Annotated in this window: 15 protein-coding genes; 4 read left to right on the plus strand and 11 right to left on the minus strand. The window is 40.7% G+C overall.

The window, feature by feature from the left end; genetic code table 11:
- Positions 1-22: 22 nt before the first annotated feature.
- The 6 genes from VCM39_RS00330 to rnr form a co-directional block, all read right to left on the minus strand.
- Complete coding sequence (locus VCM39_RS00330) at positions 23-1,801, minus strand: RagB/SusD family nutrient uptake outer membrane protein (protein ID WP_195348924.1); 1,779 nt, start codon at positions 1,799-1,801, stop codon at positions 23-25.
- Between the two features lie 13 nt (positions 1,802-1,814).
- Positions 1,815-5,273, minus strand: a complete 3,459-nt coding sequence (locus VCM39_RS00335) for a TonB-dependent receptor (protein WP_223381608.1) — start codon at positions 5,271-5,273, stop codon at positions 1,815-1,817.
- A 137-nt stretch (positions 5,274-5,410) separates the two neighbouring features.
- A complete protein-coding gene (locus VCM39_RS00340) occupies positions 5,411-6,334 on the minus strand; it encodes a FecR family protein (RefSeq protein ID WP_025866845.1) in 924 nt (307 codons plus the stop codon).
- A gap of 62 nt (positions 6,335-6,396) precedes the next feature.
- The gene (locus VCM39_RS00345) at positions 6,397-6,960 is read right to left on the minus strand and encodes an RNA polymerase sigma-70 factor (RefSeq protein WP_025866846.1); all 564 of its coding nucleotides are present in this window, start codon (positions 6,958-6,960) and stop codon (positions 6,397-6,399) included.
- Between the two features lie 55 nt (positions 6,961-7,015).
- Positions 7,016-7,489 carry a pyridoxamine 5'-phosphate oxidase family protein gene (locus VCM39_RS00350; RefSeq protein ID WP_025866847.1) on the minus strand — a complete coding sequence of 158 codons (474 nt, stop codon included), beginning with the start codon at positions 7,487-7,489 and terminating at the stop codon, positions 7,016-7,018.
- A 65-nt stretch (positions 7,490-7,554) separates the two neighbouring features.
- A complete protein-coding gene (gene rnr / locus VCM39_RS00355) occupies positions 7,555-9,696 on the minus strand; it encodes a ribonuclease R (protein ID WP_025866848.1) in 2,142 nt (713 codons plus the stop codon).
- Positions 9,697-9,881: 185 nt separating this feature from the next.
- On the opposite strand from rnr, the gene VCM39_RS00360 reads away from it, so the two are divergent.
- From VCM39_RS00360 to VCM39_RS00370, 3 genes are all read left to right on the plus strand, one after another.
- Entirely contained in the window at positions 9,882-10,781 is a 900-nt protein-coding gene (locus tag VCM39_RS00360) for a cation diffusion facilitator family transporter (RefSeq protein WP_122201447.1), read from the plus strand.
- 146 nt (positions 10,782-10,927) lie between these two features.
- The gene (locus VCM39_RS00365) at positions 10,928-11,935 is read left to right on the plus strand and encodes an NAD-dependent epimerase/dehydratase family protein (protein ID WP_002558410.1); all 1,008 of its coding nucleotides are present in this window, start codon (positions 10,928-10,930) and stop codon (positions 11,933-11,935) included.
- Positions 11,926-12,891, plus strand: coding sequence for a phosphatase PAP2 family protein (locus VCM39_RS00370; protein WP_221649693.1), 966 nt, complete (start codon positions 11,926-11,928; stop codon positions 12,889-12,891). Before VCM39_RS00365 ends, VCM39_RS00370 begins: the two co-directional genes overlap by 10 nt.
- 205 nt (positions 12,892-13,096) lie before the next feature.
- Here the strand turns inward: VCM39_RS00370 and VCM39_RS00375 are convergent, their stop codons facing one another.
- The 3 genes from VCM39_RS00375 to VCM39_RS00385 are packed head-to-tail and all read right to left on the minus strand — an operon-like array spanning position 13,097 to position 17,111.
- Entirely contained in the window at positions 13,097-14,251 is a 1,155-nt protein-coding gene (locus tag VCM39_RS00375) for an MFS transporter (protein WP_221649694.1), read from the minus strand.
- Between the two features lie 7 nt (positions 14,252-14,258).
- A complete protein-coding gene (locus tag VCM39_RS00380) occupies positions 14,259-15,359 on the minus strand; it encodes an ROK family protein (protein ID WP_221649695.1) in 1,101 nt (366 codons plus the stop codon).
- Between the two features lie 6 nt (positions 15,360-15,365).
- On the minus strand, positions 15,366-17,111 hold the full coding sequence (locus VCM39_RS00385; protein ID WP_289291232.1) for a class I mannose-6-phosphate isomerase: 1,746 nt from the start codon (positions 17,109-17,111) through the stop codon (positions 15,366-15,368).
- A gap of 96 nt (positions 17,112-17,207) precedes the next feature.
- Between VCM39_RS00385 and VCM39_RS00390 the strand changes: the two genes are divergently transcribed.
- Positions 17,208-18,098 carry an AraC family transcriptional regulator gene (locus VCM39_RS00390; protein WP_002558405.1) on the plus strand — a complete coding sequence of 297 codons (891 nt, stop codon included), beginning with the start codon at positions 17,208-17,210 and terminating at the stop codon, positions 18,096-18,098.
- A gap of 112 nt (positions 18,099-18,210) precedes the next feature.
- Here the strand turns inward: VCM39_RS00390 and VCM39_RS00395 are convergent, their stop codons facing one another.
- Both VCM39_RS00395 and VCM39_RS00400 read right to left on the minus strand, forming a co-directional pair.
- Positions 18,211-20,988 carry a GH92 family glycosyl hydrolase gene (locus VCM39_RS00395; protein WP_289291230.1) on the minus strand — a complete coding sequence of 926 codons (2,778 nt, stop codon included), beginning with the start codon at positions 20,986-20,988 and terminating at the stop codon, positions 18,211-18,213.
- A 264-nt stretch (positions 20,989-21,252) separates the two neighbouring features.
- The gene (locus tag VCM39_RS00400) at positions 21,253-23,589 is read right to left on the minus strand and encodes a hypothetical protein (RefSeq protein WP_322932330.1); all 2,337 of its coding nucleotides are present in this window, start codon (positions 23,587-23,589) and stop codon (positions 21,253-21,255) included.
- Positions 23,590-23,598 lie beyond the last annotated feature (9 nt).

The raw sequence follows: 23,598 nt of genomic DNA on the forward strand, positions 1-23,598 counted from the left end.
AGAATGTTTACCTGATTATTAGTTATTTATCCCAGAAAATAGTTTGGCGTAAATTGGGGTTATATGTAAATTGGGTCTTTGGAATCGGATAATAGTAATATTTGGGTTCAATGAATTTCTTCGGGTTCGTAATATCATTGGTCAATATGATATAACCATGATCTCCTTCCGAAAGTGAAATACTGGTTTTCTCCCCCTGTTCTTCCAGGTAATAAAGAACTTTCTTTTTATAGATTGGTTTTACAGATTCTTTATTCAGGAAGACACCTACATCGGTTACTCCATCCCCTGTTACATCAAATACGGTATTCAATTCGGCAATGTATACTCCCTGTGGCATTTCGAGCAATTTCCCGACTTTCCAACGGAGTATGTCATCTTTACGGAAACCTTCGCAAGCCAGCTCTACGCGCCTTTCTCTCCTGATTTCGAGGATGGCGTTCTTGAGGTTGCCGTTTACATTCGGATACTGTTGTTCCAGAGTCGGGTCAATGGTTAACTCGGACAATACCATATGTGGCATACCTACACGGTCACGAAGCTGATTGATACTTTTATCTAAGTCTGCTTGTGTCAGTGTGCCTAATTCGGCCTTTGCTTCTGCATAGATAAGTAGTATTTCGCCTAGTCTCATTAATGGCAGGTCGTTGTAAGAACATCCCCATTGGTTTTGCTGAGGGTCTTGCGGTACAAATTTGATTTGCGTATATCCCCCCAGATTCAGGTTTGGTATAAATGGTTTTGCATCACCCGGACGGATATATCCCGGATACATAAATGTCTGGCGGTAACGAGGATCTCTGTCTTCAAATGTCTCCATGAATGTTTTGGTTTTATAGTTGTCTATCGATGAGAATGGTACTGCTTTTCCATCTTTCTTGATCAGATAACTTTCCATTAGAGAACGGCTCAAATCGGTGTTGTAGGAAAATACATTCATGGCTACATCATGCTTAATATTGAGGTCATAACTGAAATCTTTAAATAAAAGTATCTCTTTGCATTTGCTCAGATTATTGCTGATGAACATATTGCCATATGCATCAATGCCTCCATCGGTATAAATCCCGAAATCGGTGGTATTTGCCATAATCTTTTCACAGGCATTTACTGCTTTTTCGAGGAATTGATCGGCAGAACTCTGTAGTTCCAGTTCATCATGATATTTTCTGAATGTACCTTCGTGTAAGGCAATTCGGGCAAGTAGACCATATGCATACCATTTGTTATAGACTGTTCTGTCTTTTATATCTGGCAGTATGTTTTGAACACCGAATTCCAAATCTTCCATTATTTTGTCTACTATGAATGTCCGGGGATCCTGTGTTTTCATCAACAACTCTGTATCGGTATCCTTTAGTACATGCTCATACCAGGGGCCATCGCTATAGCGCTTTACTATTCTCTCATAATACTCCAATCCGCGTAGCATGCGTACGATACCGATATAGTGGTTAATCAGTTCCTGGCTCCCTTGGGCTTTGTCGGCATTATCAAGGAAATAATTTAGTTCACGTATTTGTCCCCAATACCATCCTCCGACTGTTTCTGGTGTGATGTTACCTCGAATAAGGTCTAATATTTCATCTTTCTCGGATGCAACTACATTATCTGTTCCCGGGTCCCAGTATTTAGGAGATTCACTTAGGTAGAGCTTATTGACGAATAATGCCAGATCTGAAGGGGATCTGAAGAAATTTTCTGTAACTAGTGACGTTTCAGGCAATCTGTCCAGAAAAGAATCATTGCAACTACTCAGACTTATCAATGCTAAAGCTATATATAATATTTTCTTTTTCATACTTATTCGATTTTTAGAAATTCAGGTTTAAACCAAATGAGAATACCCGTTGCATAGGATGTACAAGGTTTTCTCCTCCGTTTCCAAGAGCTTCCGGGTCAACATTCTTTGTCAGTTTGGTGAATTCGGCAATATTTTCTCCGCTGAAATAGAATCGTACCTGATCAATTTTTAATTTGCGGGTGAGGCTTTGAGGAAGTGTATATCCAAATGTAATATTCTTAATTCGCATATAAGCTGCATTCTGCAGGTATTTGGTTTGCGGAGTACTAAGATCTCCGGCTCCTTCTGCCGTATACGATTTCAGGCGTGGGAAATATCCGTTCGGGTTTTCCGGTGTCCAGTGGTCAAGGTTATTGACATATACATCCGACCAGGGAGCACGGTAAATTCCGAAGAAGGTGAATACATTGGGATACCAGTCTTGTTTGCCTACTCCTTGCAATAATATGCGTAAATCAAATCCGTTCCAGGCTGCATTAATGTCAGCACCGTAGCAGTATCTGGGTGTTGAGTTACCGATTACGGAAAAGTCTCCGGGATTATCTTTTGTCCAATCGCCTTTGTTAACATAGCCATCCTCGTTTAAGTCTTTGAATTTCAAATCACCGGGTGCTAAAGGACGATCGCCTGGATAGGACGTTACCGCCCATTGATCAGCGTGATTTTTAATATCTTCTTCACTTAAGAAGAATCCTTCTGTGGTTAATCCCCAGATCTCACCAAGGCGTTGTCCGACATAGTAGTCATCTAATTGTTTCTTTTTATTGTCGAATTTTGTGATTTCGGCGCGTGAGTCAGATAAATTGAATTTTACCGAATAGCGGAAAGGCTTCGAAGCCAGACTGAAATTATCCTGCCATCCGATAGAGAACTCCCAGCCTTCTGTTTTCAGGTCGGCAGCGTTCTGACGCGGAGGATCAACTCCGAAGACGCCTGGTAATGTTTTGCCTTTTGTCAACATGTCTTTGGTGTTTCGGCGATAAATATCTCCGGAAATTGTTAAACGGTTTTTAAAGAATGCAAGGTCAAGACCCAGATTCATTGTATTTACTTTCTCCCAGGTAAGGTCATCTGAAATCGGACTGGGAGAACCTACACCTGTAGTTTTTTTACCTTCCAACAAGTAAGTACACTCATAGAATGACATGTTGGAAATATACTCGTAATAACCCACATTTTGATTACCGAGCCATCCGTACGAAGCACGAAATTTGGCTATGTTCATGACCTCTTTGACGGGTTGATAAAATTTCTCATTTGATATCACCCATGCACCGGAGAAAGACGGAAAGAAGCCGAATCGATGCTTCTTGGTAAAACGGGAGGTCCCGTCATAACGTCCGTTGGCCTCAAAAATATATTTATCATCGAACATGTAATTTACCCGGTAGAATCCGCTTCGGGTGGCCCAGGTATGACGTCCGTCGTATAAACTCTTTTCACCGGTGGCTATTTGGATGCTTGGAGCAGAATCGCTGAGCATTCCGTTTCTTTCGCCTATAAAGTATTGGGCAGATTCCACTTGTTGTTCGAAACCAATGGTAGTACCTACTTCGTGCTTGCCAAATTTCTTATTGAAATTGGTATAGATATTGAATAATGAGTATCTTGAGTTATCATGTTCACTTTTTGCAAAGTCTTGCCATCCTAATTCTTTAGGGGTACTGTCAGGGCCATCCTTGTATTCAAATGACTGATCGGATTCCCAATAGTTTTTATGTTTATTCCAGAATTTGACAGCAAAGTCTCCTTTTACCGACCATATGTTTTTGATAAGTTGCAGATCGAAAGAGATTTGAGTTTGTGCCAATAATTCAGTATAATCGCTATTGCCACCTTGCTCGGTTCCGGCAATATATTTGGCTCCGGCTTCTGTCCAGCTCCCATCGGGATTTTTGGGAATTTCCAAGGCATTAGCATTATGAATTCGTTTATAAAGCCAGCCGTTATCCAGAGATGCGGGTGCTGTATACGTATAATACGTCATGGAAGTATTATTTGAGATATTCAACCAATCGGTAACCTGATAGCTGACATTACTTCTCAGATTATATCGGTTGTACATATCCGTATTATACTTGACCATACCTTTTTCACTGAAATATTCGCCGCCCAGATAGTATGAAGTCTTTTTCGTTGCTCCGGACATACTGATACTATGTGAATGTGCAGTACCTGTGTTGTTATAGATTTCATGGAACCAGTCTGTTGCCCCCAGATAAGTGTAGCGGTTCGGGTCTCTCGGATTGATCATAGCAGCCGGAAGTGACGGATCGAGTGAGCGTTGTTTAGCATATTCCAGTTCCTCTTCTGAGTAAAGGTCATACCAGGGGGCTCCCATGATTTTTTTATATGAGGCCTGTATATAAGGGTCTTTTACTATCTCAGGTATGCGCCCCAGAGTCCGGATGCTCATTGTATTGTTGAATGTAAAATTGATCTTTTCACTTTTTCCTTTCTTAGTTGTTACCAGAATCACTCCAAATGCAGCACGAGCTCCGTAGATGGCTGCTGAAGAGGCATCTTTCAAGATAGATATATTTTCTATGTCGTTGCTGTTCATACGTGAAAATTCGGCTTCTTCCATCGGAACTCCATCCACGAGAATTAGAGGTGCCCCCCCTCCGTTAATGGAAGTTGCACCACGAATATTGAAACCTGGTGTTTGACTGATCTGACCACCGTTGGTACTGATGTTCAGGTTAGGTACAAGTCCTTGAAGCATAGTTCCTACATTGTTGGCTGTACGGTTTTTCAATGTTTCGCCGGCAAGAGCTTCTACTGCGCCACTCAGGTTTATCTTTTTTTGTGTACCGTAACCCACTACTACCACTTCATCCAGTTGTTCGGAGTCATCATACAGCGTAATATCAAATTTATTTTTATTTCCGATTGTGATTTCCTGGCCCTGCATGCCGATATAGGTGATTGAGAGTATGGTTTTGTCGGTATAGTCGCCCTGGAGACGAAAATAACCATTGACATCGGTTACTGTCCCTTGTGAAGCTCCTTTTACGAGGATACTGGCACCTATCAATGGCTCCCCATTGTTATCTCTGACATAACCGGTCAGTACCCGTTTGGTTTCCTGTTCTGTTTTTTGTGTTTCCTGGGAAAGTACAATATGGTTTCCACGCATTTTATACCGGATATTTTCCCCTTTGAACATATTGTCCAATACAGTAAATACAGGTTCGGATTTGGCATTTATAGAATACTTTTTCTTCGTATCGACTTTAGAATTAATGACAATGAATAGATAGTCAGTTTGTGACTCTATATCATTTAGAATGATCTGTAAAGGTTCGTTGGAATAACGTATGCTTACACGTGCATTTTGAGAATGCGTATTGATTGCGTAAACATTTAATATTCCCACAATGAGCAGGAAGAGTGTGATTTTCATAAATCTAAATAATATTGTTGAATTAGAAGCGTAATTATCCTCTAACATCAATTTCTTTTTCATATATTTGCTATGTTTTAAGATTAATACAAAATACTGTGTTAATTTTTCCAAGGGGATATCGATATGTTTGGCGACGGCTCGATATTCCCTTTCCTTTTAATAATTACTATGCCTTTCTCATACGCTGATTTTCTTTTTTAGTTAATATAAATGATATGTTTCTCAAAATCTCTTTGATAAGTGAACGGTATATCCACTTGCAATACTTTTAATGCATATTCCAGTCCGTCAATTCTACGGAATTTACCCAGACATAAGTTGTTCTTGATAGCACTATTATTAATCACAATCTCAATTCCATATACCTTCTCGAACTCTTTCATCAGAGCTTCAAAAGTGATATTGTTGAAATTAATAATTCCACTGGTCCAGCTATAATAACTATCATCTTCTATTTTGCTTCTTATAAGTTTGCCGTCCGACAATGTGGCTCTTTCGTTTGGTTTCAGTATTATTTGCTGGTTGTTTGCACTTACTTTTACAGTTCCTTCCAATAGAGAAGTTATGAATTTATTTCTGTTCTTATAAGCTTCCACATTAAACTTTGTACCTAAGACTTCTACTGTTCCTTTAAATGTACGGACAATAAATGGTGCATCATTTTTTTTATGAGTTATCTGAAAGAATGCTTCTCCATCTATTTCTACCGTACGATAATCATCGGTAAATTTGGTAGGATACTTTAGTGTGGTACCTGAATTGAGGTACACATTACTGCCATCTGCTAATGTCATACTCATATATTGTCCCAGTGGTACGGTGATTTGTTGTATAGGTAGCGTTTCGTCTTTCAGGTTTGCTATAAACCACGATAACAGTATGGCTCCGATAAAAACGGCTGCATAACGATAAAACTGGGTGATTTTTATTTTCTTGTATCTTGTTTTCTGATTTATGAAGGATTCCTTTTTTCCGACTAAAACGATAGCTGTATAAAGTTTTCTCTCCCTAAGTAATTCTTTCATATTCTCCGGGGAAGCATCTGCCCAATTCCGTATCTGAATTCTTTCCGCTTCGGAAGCAGTGCCGTTAAAAAAACGATATAGTGATTCTTTATCCATAAATTTTATCCTTTACGTCTATATAACTAATAAGGGTAAAGATACCCTAACAAAAAATTGAATTAATTTAGAAAAAGATAGAAAAAAGCAGGTAAATAGTCTTTTAGAGCAATACGCATTACTTTTAATGCTTTGGTGATGTGAAATTCGACGGCTTTAATTGATACTCCCAGACGTTCTGAGATCTCACGGTTTGTCAGGTATTCCATCCGGCTTAACAGAAAAACTTCTTTTGTCTTTGTCGGCAAAGACTCGATCGCTTTATTCACAAGTTGCTGTACTTCTTCAGAGAAAATTTCTTGTGGATTACAGGCCTCCAGCGAGCTAATCTGGAAATCCAGTTCCCATTCTTGTTGACTTCTTAGATGATCAACAATTTCTTGCTCCTTGCGAAGTCGGTTCAGGTAAGTTAAGCATTCATTTTTAAGAGAAACAAGAATATAAGCGGGTATATTAGCTCCTTCTGGAAGTTTGTGCCGGTTCTCCCAATATGAGACAAAAGAATCAGTTACAAAATCTTCTGCGATACTTTCCTCTTTCACATAAGAAATTGCTAATCTTAAAAAGCGTTCTTTGTAAGTTTGATAAAGTTCGCCAAAGGTTAATAGATTCTGATTGTTTTCCATAGTGTGTGTATATTAGATATAATTAATGATCGGATATGGAAAAAACGAATGTAACTTATCTCTTATGCGGTGCCGCATATTCTTTTGCCGTTACACTACTGATAGGGATCTCCCATATTTTTACATTTCTTACAGCCGGGTCTGAATAAACAAATTCTCGGCTGCTATAATGTTTCATGATGATATTCAGTGCTTCGCGTTTGCTGTCCATATCTTCAATGAAGCCTACTTTTCCACGGCAGATCACACTTTTGGCTTTCATCCGGTAACTGCAGGCTACTTTGGGATGCTGAAATACCAGCTCATGGTCTGTGCTGAAAGTGATGCATACGTTATTGTTACGTTCCAGCATATCAATGCTGCTTCCTGTTGGTCCGGAATGCAGATAAATCACCCCTTCCTGATAACCAAAGTTCATGGGTATTACATATGGATTTCCCTCCTGATCGGTGATACCGACAAAGCAGATATCACAGCGGGAGATAATTTCTTCTACCCGCTGTTGGTCTTCTATGATGACTGTTTTCATACGTATAAAGTTATAATGTGATAGGGCTATAAGGTGGTAAAGTTATCACTTTACCGCCTCCTTTATTACATTAATGCAAAGTCAAGTTGTTTTTTCTCCAGATTGGCACGGGCTACTTTAATGGTGATTGCATCACCCAAGCTGAATGTCTTATTCTTACGTCGTCCGCGCAGACAGTAGTTCTTTTCGTCGAACTCATAGTAGTCATCGTCCAAATCACGCATAGGTATCATACCTTCACACTTATTTTCGTTAAGCTCCACATAAAGTCCCCATTCTGTGACACCGGAAATTACTCCATCATATGTTTGTCCCAACCGTTCGCTCATAAATTCTACTTGCTTGTACTTGACAGAAGCACGTTCGGCATTTGCTGCAATCTGCTCCATGTTAGAACTATGATCGCAGAGATCTTCATATTTGCTTTCCGAAACACTTCTTCCTCCGTCCAGATATTTGGTCACGAGGCGATGTACCATCATATCCGGGAAACGACGAATGGGGGATGTGAAGTGCGTATAGTAATCGAACGCCAATCCATAATGTCCGATGTTGTGTGTTGAATAACGCGCTTTTTGCATGGCACGGATAGAAACTGTTTCAATCAGATTTTCTTCTTTCTTTCCCTGAATATCGTCCAACAGGTGGTTGATGGACTTTGATATGTCTGTCTTTGTGCCACTGGTACGCAACTTATATCCGAAACGGGCAATGAATTGTGAAAGATTATCCAGCTTCTCCGGATCGGGTAGATCATGGATACGATAAGGCAATACTTTGGCTTTCTTTCCTTTGGGTACGCGTCCTATCTTCTCGGCTACGGTTCTGTTGGCAAGTAGCATAAACTCTTCTACGAGTTTGTTGGCATCTTTGGATTCTTTGAAATAAACACTGACCGGTTTTCCTTTCTCGTCTATCTCGAATTTCACTTCGTAACGGTCAAAGTTAATAGCTCCGGCAGCAAAACGTCTTTCGCGTAACGCTTTGGCAATTGTATCCATCATCAAAACCTCCTCTTTGAAATCTCCCTCCCGGGTTTCGATAATTTGCTGTGCTTCTTCGTAAGTGAAGCGGCGGTCGGAATAGATGATTGTATGTACGATACGTGAATTCTTTACTTCTCCTTTCTCTGTGATATCAAAAATAACGGAGAAAGCGAGCTTTTCTTCGTGGGGGCGTAGTGAACAAAGGAAATTACACAGACGCTCGGGCAGCATCGGGATAGTACGGTCTACCAGATAGACAGAGGTAGCACGTTTCTCGGCTTCTTTATCAATGATACTTCCTTCTTTTACATAGTGCGTTACGTCTGCTATATGTACTCCTACTTCCCATAAATTGTCTTTTAGTTTACGGATAGAGAGTGCATCGTCAAAGTCTTTGGCATCCTTTGGGTCGATGGTGAAAGTAGTGACCTTACGGAAATCTTCCCGTTTGGCTATCTCTTCTTCAGAGATTTCAGCCGGAATCTTATCAGCAGCCTTTTCTACTGCCTGAGGATAGACATAGGGTAAACCAAATTCTGCCAGAATAGCGTGCATCTCAGTGGTATTGTCTCCGGCTTTACCCAGAATATCAAGTACCTGTCCGATTGGATTTTTAGCTTTGTCCGGCCATTCGATTACTTTCACAACAGCCTTGTCTCCGGTTTTTCCACCTTTCAGTTTATCTCTTGGGATGAAGATATCATTTGCCAGCGTCCGGTTTTCTGTTACCAGGAAAGCATAAGATTTTTCTACTTGTAGCGTACCCACAAATGTGTCGTTGGCACGTTCCAGTATTTCAATAACTTCCCCTTCAGCGTCATGGTTCTTGCGTTTGGCAAAGAATGCTATTTTTACTTTGTCATTGTTCATTGCATGGGCAGAGTTACGTTCGGCCACGAATATCGGGTCGCCTCCACCTTCGGGGATGAATGAGTTCTTTCCGTTGCTTTTACGCTGGAAGGTTCCTGTCATCTCGATGCCGTGGTTGTTGAGTTTGTATTTATTCTTATCAACTTCCGTTATGTAGTCGTCAGTCAGCATATCCGCGAGAATATCCATGCACAGCATTTTCAGGGGATGTGTGGTGAGGTGTAGTTCCGCGAAAAGATATTTAAGGCTGATAACTTCTTCCTGTCTGGTGTGGAAGAAATCCATTAATGTGGTTGCCAGTTCTTTTTTCTTCATTCGTTTACCGGCTTTTTTTTCTTTCTTTTTCGCCATGATGTTTTTATTATTATAAGTTACGAGCTAATAAGTTACGGATTTTGAAGCGAATACAGGTGAGACCTGTTACTTAGAGACGTAACTTATTTCTATTGTTATTAACTACAAAGTAAATGATTAAATATCAATAATTCAAGAATTTCATGTACATTTGCCCAATAGTTGATTTATATTATAACAAAATGGAATCCAAAACTCCTTCCCGGGAAAAAGAAATTTATAAAGTGACTGTTGTGGGAAGTGTGGTAAACTTCTTACTTCTTGTCTTTAAGTTCTTCGCCGGAATAGCAGGACATAGTGCTGCTATGCTGGCTGATGCGGTTCATTCTTTATCCGATTTTGTTACTGATATTATTGTGATTATCTTTGTGCGTATCTCTAACAAGCCAGAAGATAAAGATCATGACTACGGACATGGAAAATATGAAACGCTGGCTACAGCTATTATCGGGATATTACTTTTGTGTGTCGGCTTTGGTATCCTTTGGAACGGTGCTTCCTCTATCTATGATTTTTTTCATGGAGAACAGCTTGGGGAGCCGGGAATGCTGGCATTGATAGCAGCGTTGGTTTCGATTGTACTGAAGGAAATATTGTATCAATATACCGTTATAAAAGGACGAAAACTGAATTCACAGGCGGTGATAGCTAATGCATGGCATCATCGGAGTGATGCTCTTTCTTCTATCGGAACGGCTGTTGGTATTGGCGGGGCCATTTTACTTGGTGACAAATGGAGAGTACTTGACCCGATAGCTGCTGTAGTAGTCAGTATTTTTATAATGAAAGTAGCTATTCAGTTGTTGATACCTTGTGTAGATGAGCTTTTGGAAAAGTCATTGCCTGATGAGGTAGAACGTGAAATAGAGCAGGCTGCGCTTTCATTTCCCGGAGTAAGTCAGCCACATCATTTAAGAACCCGTAGAATAGGGAATCAGTACGCCATTGAGTTGCATGTACGTATGGATGGAAAAATCTCATTGGAAGAAGCTCATCGTACTGCTACGGGAATTGAGCGAAAATTGAAGGAAATGTTTGGAGAAGGAACGCATGTGGGTATACATGTAGAACCAATTAAATAATGTGCTAATGTGTTAATATGCCAATGTGCCAATTAAAAGAATGTACTAATATACCAATTGGTTTTCGGCATGTTTTTATAGCGCAGCACATTGGCATATTAACACATTAGCACATTATTTATTGGTACATTGAATAATTATTAATTATGGCAAGTATTTTAGTTACAGGAGCGAGTGGGTTTATTGGCAGTTTCATCGTCGAGGAGGCTTTGAAACGCAAATTTGCTGTGTGGGCAGGAATTCGTTCTACCAGTAGCAGGAAGTATTTATCTGACCGGAAAATTCATTTTCTGGAACTTGATTTTGCCCATCCCAATGAGTTGAAAGCGCAGTTATCCGGTCATAAAGGTACATATAATAAGTTTGACTATATTGTTCATTGTGCCGGATTGACTAAATGTGTAGATAAAAAGGAGTTCGACCGTGTCAATTATTTGCAAACCAAATATTTTGTTGATACATTGATACAACTTAATATGGTGCCCAAGCAATTTATTTATATCAGTACGCTGAGTGTTTTTGGCCCGATACACGAAGAGGATTACAATCCGATACACGAAAATGATCTGCCGGCTCCGAACACTGCTTATGGACTGAGTAAACTTAAAGCGGAGTTGTATATACAAAGTATTCCTGGGTTTCCTTATGTGTTTTATCGTCCTACAGGGGTATATGGCCCTCGTGAGATGGACTATTTTCTTATGGCTAAGTCGATACTCAATCATATGGACTTTTCTGTTGGTTTCAAACGTCAGGATCTTACATTTGTATATGTAAAAGATATTGTTCAGGCTGTTTTCCTTGGAATTGAGAAGCAGGTATCCCGGAGAGCCTATTTTCTGGCTGATGGGAAGGTCTATAAAAGTCGTACTTTTTCGGATCTGATACAAAAAGAATTGGGAAATCCATTCGTTATTCGATTGAAATGCCCGTTAATTCTCCTTAAAGTCGTATCTTTGCTCGCTGAATTCATTGCTACCCGCTCAGGAAAGAGTAGTACGCTGAATTCAGATAAATATAAGATAATGAAACAAAGAAACTGGCAATGTGATATTACTCCAGCCATGAAAGAACTGGGATATGTTCCTGAATATGACTTGGAAAAAGGAGTGAAAGAGGCCATTGCCTGGTATAAGAATGAAGGATGGCTCTAGATTTATTTAAACGTGTAGAGACCCGCAAGGGACTGTTCGCTGTTGAGAAGGTAACACTGATATACAACTTGTTGACTTCTATATTGATTCTGTTCCTTTTTCAGCGGATGGATCATCCCTGGCACATGTTGCTGGACAGGGCTATGATTGCCGGAATGACATTCTTATTAATGTATCTCTACAGGTTGGCACCTTGTAAGTTTTCTGCTTTTGTGCGGATTGCCATTCAAATGAGTCTGCTTTCTTATTGGTATCCGGATACGTATGAGTTCAACCGTTTTTTCCCCAACCTGGATCATATCTTTGCTTCTGCCGAACAGTGGATGTTTGGTTGCCAGCCTGCATTGCACTTTTGCTATTTGTTGCCGCACCAATGGATAAGTGAGGCTTTTAATATGGGCTATTTTGCCTATTATCCGATGATTCTGGTGGTGACTTTGTATTATTTTATCTATAGATTTGAGTTGTTTGAGAAACTCTCCTTTGTACTGGTTACTTCCTTTTTTATTTATTATCTGATCTATATATTTATCCCGGTTGCCGGTCCGCAATATTATTTCCCGGCCATCGGATTAGAGAATGCAGAGCATGGTACATTTTATGCTATCGGTGATTATTTCAATCATCATCAGGAATTGCTGCCCGGTCCGGGATATGAACATGGCTTTTTTTATAATCTTGTGGAGGGCTCACAGCAAGTTGGAGAACGTCCTACGGCAGCCTTTCCCAGTTCGCATGTAGGTATTTCTACGATTCTTATGATTATGGCATGGCGTGGGAGCAAATGGCTGTTTGCTGTTTTGATGCCATTCTATATCTTACTCTGTTGTGCCACTGTTTACATTCAAGCTCATTATCTTATTGATGCCATTGTAGGATTTTTCTCTGCATTTGTGATGTATGTATTTGTAACGAAGATGTTTAAGAAGTGGTTTGCGGTACCAATGTTTAAATGAGTTCGTATTATTGGCCCGAAAAGAATTAAACTCACCACAGAGTTGCACGGAGTTTCACAGAGTTTTAAATCTTTGATGAAACGCAGGACGCAGATTAAAAGACTGTAGCTCTTTATCATACATTTGTTTTCTTTTGCGAAAATCTGCGTTCATCTGCGTTTCAATGAACCATCGCCTGGCGTACCTCCCCGTGCGGGAAGCACTTTTAGCGGGAGGGCTTATTTATTATAGTAGATAGTATTCCTAAATAGAGTAAACAGGGACATAATAAAGCCAATCCGGCAGTTACTCCCCAATAATCGGATGTTATTCCGATAAGAGGAGTAATTAAGGCGCCACCCGATACTCCTATTATCATTAATGCCGAAACTTCGTTACTCTGGTCCGGTTTATGTTGCAAAGCGTAGGAGAACAGAATCGAAAAAATGCAGGAGCAACCTAAGCCTACGATGCAGATTAATGCAAACATTTCCCAAGGTACACGAACCAATAATAAAGAGATAAATGCTATAATGGCAATCAATATACAGCTTTGCAAATAAATATGAGGTTTTATACGCGCTAATAATAAAGTACCTAAAAATGTACCCGCCATACGAGATATGAAATACAGGCTATTTCCCAAGCCGCTTACACTTAACGGCATATTGGCTTGTGTCGTTAAGAAATTGGGAATGGTTGTATTTAAACCGACGTCGATTCCGACAATGAATAATATTCCTAAGAAAATCAGAAAGATCTTCCTATCTTTAAGTAGCAACAGAGTAGACAATAAATTAGAACGTGTATCCTCTTCTTGCTGGTTATCGGGGATGCTGCGATACATCCAAATAGTGGAAAACAATGAAATTACCGCATATAGACCAAATGTTATTTTCCAGTCTCCCCATAATATGGCAGTACCTCCTGCGACAATAGGTCCTAAAAATGAAGATATTGCTTTGACGAATTGGCCGAGAGTTAACGTACTGGCTATTTTATCAGTAGAAACAACATTGGCAATCATCGGGTTTAATGATACTTGCAGTATAGTATTGCTGATACCTAATATTGTAAAAGCGAGTAACATACTTGCGAAAGTATAGGAAATAAAGGGGACTATCATTGCTACTGTTGTAGTAGCTAAAGCCATTATGACAGTCAGTTTTTTCCCTATTTTTCCCATTAGAATGCCGGTAGGAATGGAAAAGATTGCAAACCAGGCAAATACCATCATTGGGAGCAGGTTTGCGTATGTATCGGAGAGTTCAAAATCTTTTTTCACATAGTTTGTTGCAATACCTACGATATCTACGAATCCCATTACGAAGAAACCGAATAGAATCGGATAGAATGTTTTGGCTTTAAATTGTGTATTCATGGTGCGATTATTGGTTGTCTAATTGATTAAGGGCATAAGTATAGGCACCTAATGAAATGGAACGGCTGGTGCCTTGATGGGTAACGGCTATTCCTGTCCGTTTATATAAATCGTAAGATATAAATCGGGTGGTATCGGGAACCTTTATCTGTTTGGGCTGATAACCGGCAAATGATGCAAATTCTGTCTCATCTTCCAGATTGAATACTTTCATTTGTAAGCGGTTGAAGATACTTCCATCCATCATACGTATAGTACCGTTTAGCTCTTTTATCATTGCAGGTAGTATGTATTTGGAAGCCCCAGCTAATCCGCCACCTATAACTACTAATCCGTCTACTAATGTTAAGGCGCAAGATAATGCTTCTGCAGCCACTTCACCCAGTTCGGCAAAGGAAGCCCTGGCTGCCTCCTGTTCTCCTTGAAGGTTACCTTCCGCAATCTCATAGATATCTTTAGGGGTTAAATCTTCTTTGCAACCGGAACGTTCTGCGTACATACGTTTTATAGCCCGGATGCTGACACTTTCTTCTACAATAAATTGCGGATGATTTTTGTTACGTAGACACCATAAATCACCACCGGCAGCATTGTCTCCCAACAAGAGTTGACCATTTGTTACTACTCCGGCTCCAAAACCTGTACCCAGCGTTATACCAATGATATTTTGGTAACGTTTGGTACTACCGGCTTTTTTTAACCGGTTGTTTATTTCCGGCAAAATGCCGGTCATTGCTTCTCCGTATGCGAACAGATTACCATCGTTGTTAATAAAAACAGGTAATCCGAATTGATCTTGTAAATAGGGGCCTAAAGCAACTCCGCCTCGAAAGGCCGGAAAGTTGGGTAAATCGCCAATAATTCCTGCCTCATAATCGGCCGGCCCCGGAAATGCAAAACTTATTGCTACCGGAGTTTCCGGTAATAATTTTAGTATATGGTGGAACCCGGTCACTATATTTTTCAGACAATGGTCGATATGAGTTGGAACAGAAGGTAAAACAAAAGGTTCTACAATCTCTTTTCCTCCGGCTATTGCCGAAAATACAAAATTGGTTCCACCCGCATCCAAAGTCATTACGATGCGTTGTTCTTCTTTATAATTCATAATTTATTATTGTTTAAATCGAACATAAGCTTTGATTGTACCACATCGCTTCTCTTTTGATGCTGCACCTGGAGATATGGTATATTGGTTGATTGAAGCCGGGATAATAAATGTCTCTGCATAATGAACAGTAAACGGTTCGAATGCTCCGTCAGGGCTTTCCACTATTAATTCGTCTCCTTCAATTACATTTAAAACATTAACGCTATTCCCGGTATGGTGCAAAACCTTACCGGTGAACCAGTGGCGGCGTGTCTCTATAAATTCATTTTCGTGTAATCCGGTACGTTCTTCATACCAACCTTCTCCTTCTGCAATCTTTTCCACGTGATTAACCAGATACCGGCGTGTATAATCAGTTTGTCGTTCCCATTGAATCACATTAGCACCATGTCGGATGTTTATGGGACGAGGACGGCCGTCTAACCCCAGACGCCCCCAATCCCAAAGCTTAAATGTAAAGATACTTGGCGTTGCACTAATCTCGAGCACCATTGCACCCGCTCCGGAACAATGGATTGTTCCGGCCGGAATCAGGAAATGGTCATGTTTTTTTGCCGGCCATTGGTTTACATACTTTTCTGTATCGAACTTCTTCCCTGTCTTTTGCGATTCGTGCAGGGCTGCAATCATTTCTTCGGGATCTATGCCTGTCTTTATTCCTAAAAAGACAGTTGCACCCTTTTGTGCATCCAGCAGATAATAGCTTTCATCCTGTGTATAGGCCATGCCGAATGTATCCCGGATATATTGGGTTGTAGGATGTACCTGCAGGCTGAGATTGCCTCCTCCCATCGTATCCAGAAAATCAAAACGAATAGGAAAGTTTTCTCCGAAACGGGCTTCTACCGGTTCTCCCAAAACTTCACGAGGTTGATAGAAAATGAGATTATTGGATGGCATTTCAAAGAGTGTTCCGGAAATATTTAAATATAAGCTGTTTTCTTCGGGAACACAGTCAAAGCACCAACCGAAATTGGCTTGTGTCTTGTCTAAATCGCAGACTTCTTTCATCCATTGGCCACCCCATGGAGCCGGGTCGAAAAACGGGACTACACGAAAAGGAGAAGAAGCTGTTTTTTTAAGACCGGCTTTCCAGGTCTCTCCTTCGATCATTTTAGGGAGATCACTGATATGGGTATCCAGCCAATAATCAACTTTATTTAATAGCCTCTTTTTAAGGTTATCACATACTATCCAATCTATAAAATAACCTCGTTTGTAGTGAAGGGAGGGGGCAACCTCTTTGTCTCTAACTCCTAATCCGTTCACTTCTTTTCTCCGGAAGCGTTGCTGTATTTCCCAACGTGCCATATCAACGTACATAAGTAGGTCCGGATGAGGATAAACTTCTGCTGCTCCATGTCCGCATAAAACAATGAGTCCGTTCGTCTGTGTTATTTGTTCACGGCAGGCTGCCACCTTTTCCGTATCCAGGAAGTTTTTGTAAGAAAAGTGTGAAGTATACCCGAATAAGCTGTCTTCCGTCATATAGGGTGCTGTCATACGCTCAATATCTTCCGGTGACTTAAACAAGCTTTCCGTATCAATCAATAGTGTCGGAGATAGTTCTTTAAAATAAGAAAGAAGTTCTTGTTTATTTACTCCCTGATAACACTCTACTACAAAAACCTTTCGGAAATCACCAGTTACTCCTGTTTTCTTTAATTTATTCAGGATTTCACTCCATCCTATCCATATCTTTCCTTCTATACGAGTTGAAGGGGTCTTGTCATAATTACTTTTTCTCATTTTGCCGAATTGTTTTTCTGCAAATATACTTTACTTATTGCTTTTTTTGAGGTATATTTGTTCTGATCTTCTTATACAATCTTATGATTTTGTACTATGGTAAGAATAAAGGAAGGGTTTAAAGGAGAGCGATTTGTATCCCTGCCCGAAAATTTGTTAAGAGAATATAGTAAAGATCCTCTGATAGAGAATCTCTATGTACGTAAAATCGGTTTTTTCCCGAAGGTGAAATATCATTATGTGCAAAAAGAATCGGGTACAGATTATGCAATGCTGATATATTGTGTCGACGGAAAAGGTAAGTATCATATTAATGGGAAGACGTATCAGATACGGCAGAAGCAGTATATATTTATCCCTCCCCATGTCCCTTATTCGTTTGAGGCTGATATAGATGAGCCGTGGACCATCTATTGGCTTCATTTTAGCGGTAAATTAGTGCATTCGATTTTTACTGTTCATATATCTCCGGGGATTATTCTTTCGGATGAACACTCGCGTCAGCAAGTTCGTATTGAGCTGTTTGAAGAAATCTATAATAGCTTTTCCATGGGATATATCAAAGAATATTTTGCTTATTCAGCGATGTACCTGTACTCTTTCTTATCTACGTTCATTTTTCAAGAGCAATTTCGGGATATCGGTGTTCCCAGACATAAGCCGCTTTCATTTTCTATGCGGGTGATTTACTATCTGCAGGAAAACATAGATCGTAATTTGACATTACAGGACTTGGCCGGATATTTTAAATATTCGGAGTCTCATTTTTCGGCACTGTTTTTGAAAGAGACCGGTACTTCTCCTATCAATTATTTTATTCGACTGAAAATTCAGAAGGCTTGTCAATATATTGAGCTTACCGATATGAAATTGAATGAGATAGCTTTACGGCTTGGATTTGAGGAACAGGCTTATTTCTCCCGGGTCTTTACCAAAGTTATGGGAGTGTCGCCTACTGCTTACCGAAAAAAAGAGATCAGTGAATAAACAAAGTACCCCGCGAAAGTTGGACAAAGAACTTTCGCGGGGCATTTTATTACTTTTTACACACTCTCGACAGGCAGATTTTTTCTGACCCTTTGAACAGAATGTTATGTCATTATTTTACAGGTGCGGAATTGCTTAGCCAGAGTTCTAAGATTCCTCCTTTTGCGTATTCTTTGTGCGGAAGCAGGTATTCTGGCAGTTCTTTACCATTGAGGGCTATTCTCTCAATGTAGCAATTCTCTTTGCTGTTGTTATGGCATTTAATGATAAACTTATCTCCATTGGGGTAATACTTTTTATCCAACCGGATGGTGATTTCATCAAATACGGGAGACGTAATATCATAAACGGGTTGGATGGAACAAGTTCCGTCTACACTGAACATTCCTATTGACATGAGGGCGCTTACTCCTCCCATTTGTCCCTGATCTTCGTCGTGTCCACCGTAACCTTTATCAGGGGTAGTTGCTCCGTATGCTTGTTCGTTGACACGCCTTACCCAGTATTGTGCCAAGTCTGGTCGGCCTGTTCTGTTGAATACATGGGCATTCGAACACCCTGGTTGATTGGCGTAACTCACATATCCATCGCGATACCCATATACGAAATCATCTTCTTTAGATTGCTCGAAAGCCTCATTCAGTTTGGTACACAGAGCATCTTTTCCTCCCATTAATTCTGCCAGTCTGCTTAATCCGTGAGATATTCCCCAAGTAGCCTGCCAGGCATTGGCTTCTATCCATCCCTCTCCGCTTAAAGGATCTTGATGTAACCATTCTCCTTTATTATTTTTGGGCATCAACAGGTTGACTTTATCGCAGAAAAGGTTTTCCCAGCCTTGGGACCGTTTCAGGTAGAATGCCGCATCCTTCTTTTTCCGAAGTTTTCCAGCCATTTGAGATAGTGCCCAATCCTGAAAGGCAGCCTCTATCGTCCATCCGGCATTATCCGGAAAATAACCGTTCTGTTCATAGATGTCAATTTGCTCTTTAGAGCCTAACATTCCTCCGCCTTTATGATTGTTGACCATTGCTTTATAAGCAGCTGTCGGAGTTGTTTTGGTTAGCATGTCTTTTTGATAAGCAGCGGTCAGTAAGTTGGTAGCCGGGCAAGATGACATGATGTACGAATATCCACCAAGGTTGGGTCCCCGGGGCAACAGTCCGCCATTTTCGGCATATTGCACCAGACAGGCGGAAAAGTCATCTAAAACTTCTGGCCATGCCAATCCCCAGAGTACATTCAAATTCCATTGTGAGAGCCAAAATGCATCTGAATTATACATATGGAATTTTACTTTTCCATTTGCGTCTTTCGGTAAGGTCCTTTTTTTGAACACGGCATTTACTGTATGTTTGCCTTGTCGTTCTCCCTGTGTATAATCCGGATAGTCACCGGAGTAATCGTCTATTTTATGACGTCCCAGCAACACATGCCAAAGATCCGTATAAAATTTGATTTGTTGGTCTCTTGTACCACCTTTCACTGCTATTTTTCCCAGATAATCATTCCATTCTTTTTGTGATTGCTGATGCACTGCATCAAAGTCCCAATGATTACAATCCATTTCCATATTGAGCCGTGCATTGGCTATACTGGTATAGGAAATAGCCACCTTTACACAGATTTGTTCACCTGTTTTAGCTGTAAAGCGTGCTTTGATACCCGAAGAAGGTGCATCCCAATACGTCATGCCGGTGGCATTGCGCCGTGTCGGTTTTTCATGGCTTGTCAGAGATTCTATGTTCCGGTATTCTGTTTGGTTATCCCAACCATCTATGGCTTTCATTGGTTTGCTAAATTGCATAACGTAATACACTTTTACATTGTCGGGACCTCCCCATAGTCTTCCCATGGTGTTGACGGAGCCTTCTATTTCCTGATCGCTGACCTTTTGGATATTTGCTTCGGTCATGGTTATTGTACCTACATATCCTCCCAGATTGAGCAGTATATCTGCAAGAGGAGCATCGTTGCAATAGGTAAAGCGATAAAAACTTACCCTGTCTGTGGCGGTTTGCTCTACCCATAGGTTATATCTGTCTAAAAATAGTTTGTGATAACCCGGGCGTACTGTTTCTCCTTCATGCGAGAAGGATGATTTCCATCCCTCTTCTCCCTGCTTGGTGGGCACTTCACCTGTGGTAGGCATCAGTACAATGCCGCCATTCATCCAATCGTGCAGTTGCGGGAACCCTAATATTTCTTTAGAATTATAATTGTATCCGCCGCCGTACTGGTTTTTGTTTCGTGTCATAGGAGCTGCGCTAATCATGCCAAAGGGCAGGCTTCCTGTAACAAAGAAGAAATATCTTCCTCGTGCAGTCTCGATATAAGGGTCTACCTTTTCTACAAAATCATGATATCCCTCGATGGATGGGTAGACTTCCACTTCGGAGAGACCTACATTGGTGCCCATTGCGTCCGTGCTTTCGATACGAATAAAAGAGCTGAGTTTCGTAGGGAAATCAATCACCTTTGGAGCACCGTCGTTGGGAATTGAATTTACGTAGATTTTAGAATGATCGCTGAAGTGGATAGTAACTCCTGCCATCTGACTCTGGGGATTGGGGCGGTCGTACAAGATAATTCTTTCTATCGGCTGTGCCTCGTCCCATTTTAATTCTATCCATGGGTAATCAATATATCCCCAAAACGTCTCTTTGCTCTGAGAACGCCATTCTCCCTGATCGTATAGGCGGATTGCTCCGTCGATAATCTTTTCCGGTTCGAATCCGGGCATGAAAGAAGAGGCTTTTACCTGTGCGCGAGTTGCAATATTATAAGGGGTAGCATATGCGCTGACAAGTGGGAGTAACCATACAAAAACAAGTAGAGTTATCCGGCAGGATTTGTAATGGATAAATAGTGGCTTTTCTTTTTTTTTCATTTTTAGATTCTGTTAGTTATTAATAGGCAAAGCTGTTTTCAGCAACTGCTTGCAAAAATAGTGTGTATTCAGTCTATTTCAAAGTCTATTTGTTCTGAATCTCTTATACTATCTTATGATTTCCGGTTGTTTTGAGGGTATCTTTACAATGTGGACGGGAGTGATAGGATGGGTATTAGACCATTATAATACAACTCCCCCGACATTTATAAAGAAATACCGGGGGAGCCTCACCTTATGTTAGAGAGAATATAAAAAGGAGTTTTACTTTCTTACCGTTCGTGCTTTTTGGGCAGATTGGGGTTCGGGTAATGGATTATCATCCGGACCGGGAGTAGTAGTCAGCGTTGTAAAGCTACTGTAACCGCTACTGTATGAGATACCATTCTTGTTTTTTGCATAAGCTCTTACATAATAATAGGTTGCTGCTTTTAATCCGGAAATCTTAGTAGAGAAGTTAGTAGCCACCTGTGCTTTTGCATAGTTCTTTTTCGCTTCATCTATTACCGGTTCCGAACTGTTTTCACTCCAGCAGAAACCTACTTCAGTGACACTGGCTCCTCCGTCATTTGAAATGTTAGCTGACATATCAGCTGTATTTGCGGTGATATTCTCTGCCGAAGGATATCCTACGGCAGGGGTATAGGTCGCAATTGTAACGAAACGGACGGGAATACTGTAAGTGATCCCTTTTTCATTCTCTGCATATGCGCAAATATAATAAGGAGTAGCCATAGTAAGATTTACTATTTGAGCCTCAAAACGCCCGCCAGCATCAGAACCGGTACCCAATTCTTTCTTATCAAGACAGTTTTCCAGAGTTGGAGTAGCATTACTGGAATCCGACCATACAAAACCTTTTTTAAGGATACTCAATCCTCCGGTATTGGTGATGGTAGCCTCCACAGTAACATTATCATCATTAATAATACTCATTGTCAGGTCTTCCACTTCCGGTGCACTGTTTAGTTGAGTGGTAAACTCTGTCACGGGACTATATGCCACTCCGTTTACGTTTTTGGCATAAGCTCGTACGTAGTACTTGATACCTTTATTCAGATTAGAGATCTGCTTGGTGTAGGTGGTTAGTTTGCCAACTTCAGTGATGTGATCGTTATCGTTTATGTTAGGTGCAGATACTTCGCTGCTCCAACAAAAGCCGATTTCCTCTATATCTCTGCCTCCGTCGGTAGTAACTTCTACTTTTACGGTGGCTACTGTTTCACCAATATTATTTATAACCGGTACAGCGAGTGCAGGAACATGGGTTTGTACGGTATGGAATGATGTTGGATTACTGTAAAAATAGCCGTCGACTGTTCGGGCATAGGCAGTTACATAATAATTGGTACCTTCTTGTAATCCGTTTATGGCTATGTGGATGTTATTTCCGCTACTCGTATCTTTTTTAGGCCCACCTTCCATATCTACACCCGGCTTGGTAGAGAAGATGTCATAACAAATCCCTTTTTCCAGAATCTCCGTACCTTCGGGCACGGTAATAACGGCGGTTACTTCAGCTGATGATACAGTGATATTACTGATCTGTGGTACTGTTTCAAAACCCACTACCTGCAGATTTTGTGTGGTAAACTCTACCACCGGACTGTATCCTATGCCTTTATCATTTTCTGCATAAGCCCGAAGATAATATTTCGTACCAGTATTCAAACCTTCCAGTAGTTTAGAAAAGTCGGCTGCTCCTAAAGCAACTTCTTCTTTCAGGTTGTCTATGGTAGGAACCTGGTTCTCGGCACTCCAGCAGAAACCACGTTTCAGTATCGGATAGGCTGCATCCGGTGTTACAGCGCGGGCAGTAGCCAGTGCTGTATAGGCTGAAATATCACCAACCGGATTGCAGGTAACTGTTGGTACTTTCAATGCATCTGTAGTAATTTCGATGCTTTCGGCACTGTATCCGGTTTTACCCGTTTTGTTTTTAGCATAAGACCGTATCAGATAAGTGGTATTTGCCTTTAGATTGGTTAGTTCTACAGTGAAGGCTTCGGATGTAAAGTCTGATGACGCGTTCTTTACGATATCATATTCAGTGGGATCCGCATTATCCTCTTCTGTTTTTACTTTGTAAACTACTCCAAAATCTGTCAGGTCGCTACCACCATCATCGGTTACACCACTGGTCAGGATAGCTCCCGTTTCACTTTTGCTTTCGGCTACAGGTACATTGAGAGTAGGTGCTTCACTGGCGAGTGTACTAAAGCTTATCACATTTCCTTTCACTTTGCTGTATCCGGTACTGGCATAAATGCAATAGTAATAAGTTTTTCCGATAGATAGGCCTTCCAGTGTTCCAGTGTACTGGTTTTTGTCTCCGGCCTGGGCTTCTACCTCCTTTGCATTGTTCATCGAACTCGATTCGGCATAGAGAAATCCTATCTTGCATTTTCCCACGCTCTTTGGGTTTTCAATGGCCGAACCTGTCAGTACCGCATCATATCGCGTCAGTCCGGTAGCATTGTTTGTCACCAGTGTAGGCGCATATATCATCGGTTCCTCGTCCTTATCACATCCTGCCGGTAAAAGCAGGATGAGGGTAAGGAGCAGGTACCTGATTATTTGTATCTGATGTTTTTGAATCATGTTGATACT

This window comes from Bacteroides mucinivorans, assembly GCF_034654355.2.
Lineage (GTDB): Bacteria > Bacteroidota > Bacteroidia > Bacteroidales > Bacteroidaceae > Bacteroides > Bacteroides nordii.

What these genes read in the sequence shown, in the direction of transcription:
- VCM39_RS00345 (WP_025866846.1), bottom strand. Translation starts at nt 6,960, where the DNA reads ATGGAAAACAATCAGAATCTATTAACCTTTGGCGAACTTTATCAAACT.
- VCM39_RS00365 (WP_002558410.1), top strand. Translation starts at nt 10,928, where the DNA reads ATGGCAAGTATTTTAGTTACAGGAGCGAGTGGGTTTATTGGCAGTTTC.
- VCM39_RS00335 (WP_223381608.1), bottom strand. Translation starts at nt 5,273, where the DNA reads ATGAAAAAGAAATTGATGTTAGAGGATAATTACGCTTCTAATTCAACA.
- VCM39_RS00340 (WP_025866845.1), bottom strand. Translation starts at nt 6,334, where the DNA reads ATGGATAAAGAATCACTATATCGTTTTTTTAACGGCACTGCTTCCGAA.
- VCM39_RS00390 (WP_002558405.1), top strand. Translation starts at nt 17,208, where the DNA reads ATGGTAAGAATAAAGGAAGGGTTTAAAGGAGAGCGATTTGTATCCCTG.
- VCM39_RS00375 (WP_221649694.1), bottom strand. Translation starts at nt 14,251, where the DNA reads ATGAATACACAATTTAAAGCCAAAACATTCTATCCGATTCTATTCGGT.
- rnr (WP_025866848.1), bottom strand. Translation starts at nt 9,696, where the DNA reads ATGGCGAAAAAGAAAGAAAAAAAAGCCGGTAAACGAATGAAGAAAAAA.
- VCM39_RS00350 (WP_025866847.1), bottom strand. Translation starts at nt 7,489, where the DNA reads ATGAAAACAGTCATCATAGAAGACCAACAGCGGGTAGAAGAAATTATC.
- VCM39_RS00360 (WP_122201447.1), top strand. Translation starts at nt 9,882, where the DNA reads ATGGAATCCAAAACTCCTTCCCGGGAAAAAGAAATTTATAAAGTGACT.
- VCM39_RS00370 (WP_221649693.1), top strand. Translation starts at nt 11,926, where the DNA reads ATGGCTCTAGATTTATTTAAACGTGTAGAGACCCGCAAGGGACTGTTC.
- VCM39_RS00385 (WP_289291232.1), bottom strand. Translation starts at nt 17,111, where the DNA reads ATGAGAAAAAGTAATTATGACAAGACCCCTTCAACTCGTATAGAAGGA.
- VCM39_RS00380 (WP_221649695.1), bottom strand. Translation starts at nt 15,359, where the DNA reads ATGAATTATAAAGAAGAACAACGCATCGTAATGACTTTGGATGCGGGT.
- VCM39_RS00395 (WP_289291230.1), bottom strand. Translation starts at nt 20,988, where the DNA reads ATGAAAAAAAAAGAAAAGCCACTATTTATCCATTACAAATCCTGCCGG.
- VCM39_RS00330 (WP_195348924.1), bottom strand. Translation starts at nt 1,801, where the DNA reads ATGAAAAAGAAAATATTATATATAGCTTTAGCATTGATAAGTCTGAGT.
- VCM39_RS00400 (WP_322932330.1), bottom strand. Translation starts at nt 23,589, where the DNA reads ATGATTCAAAAACATCAGATACAAATAATCAGGTACCTGCTCCTTACC.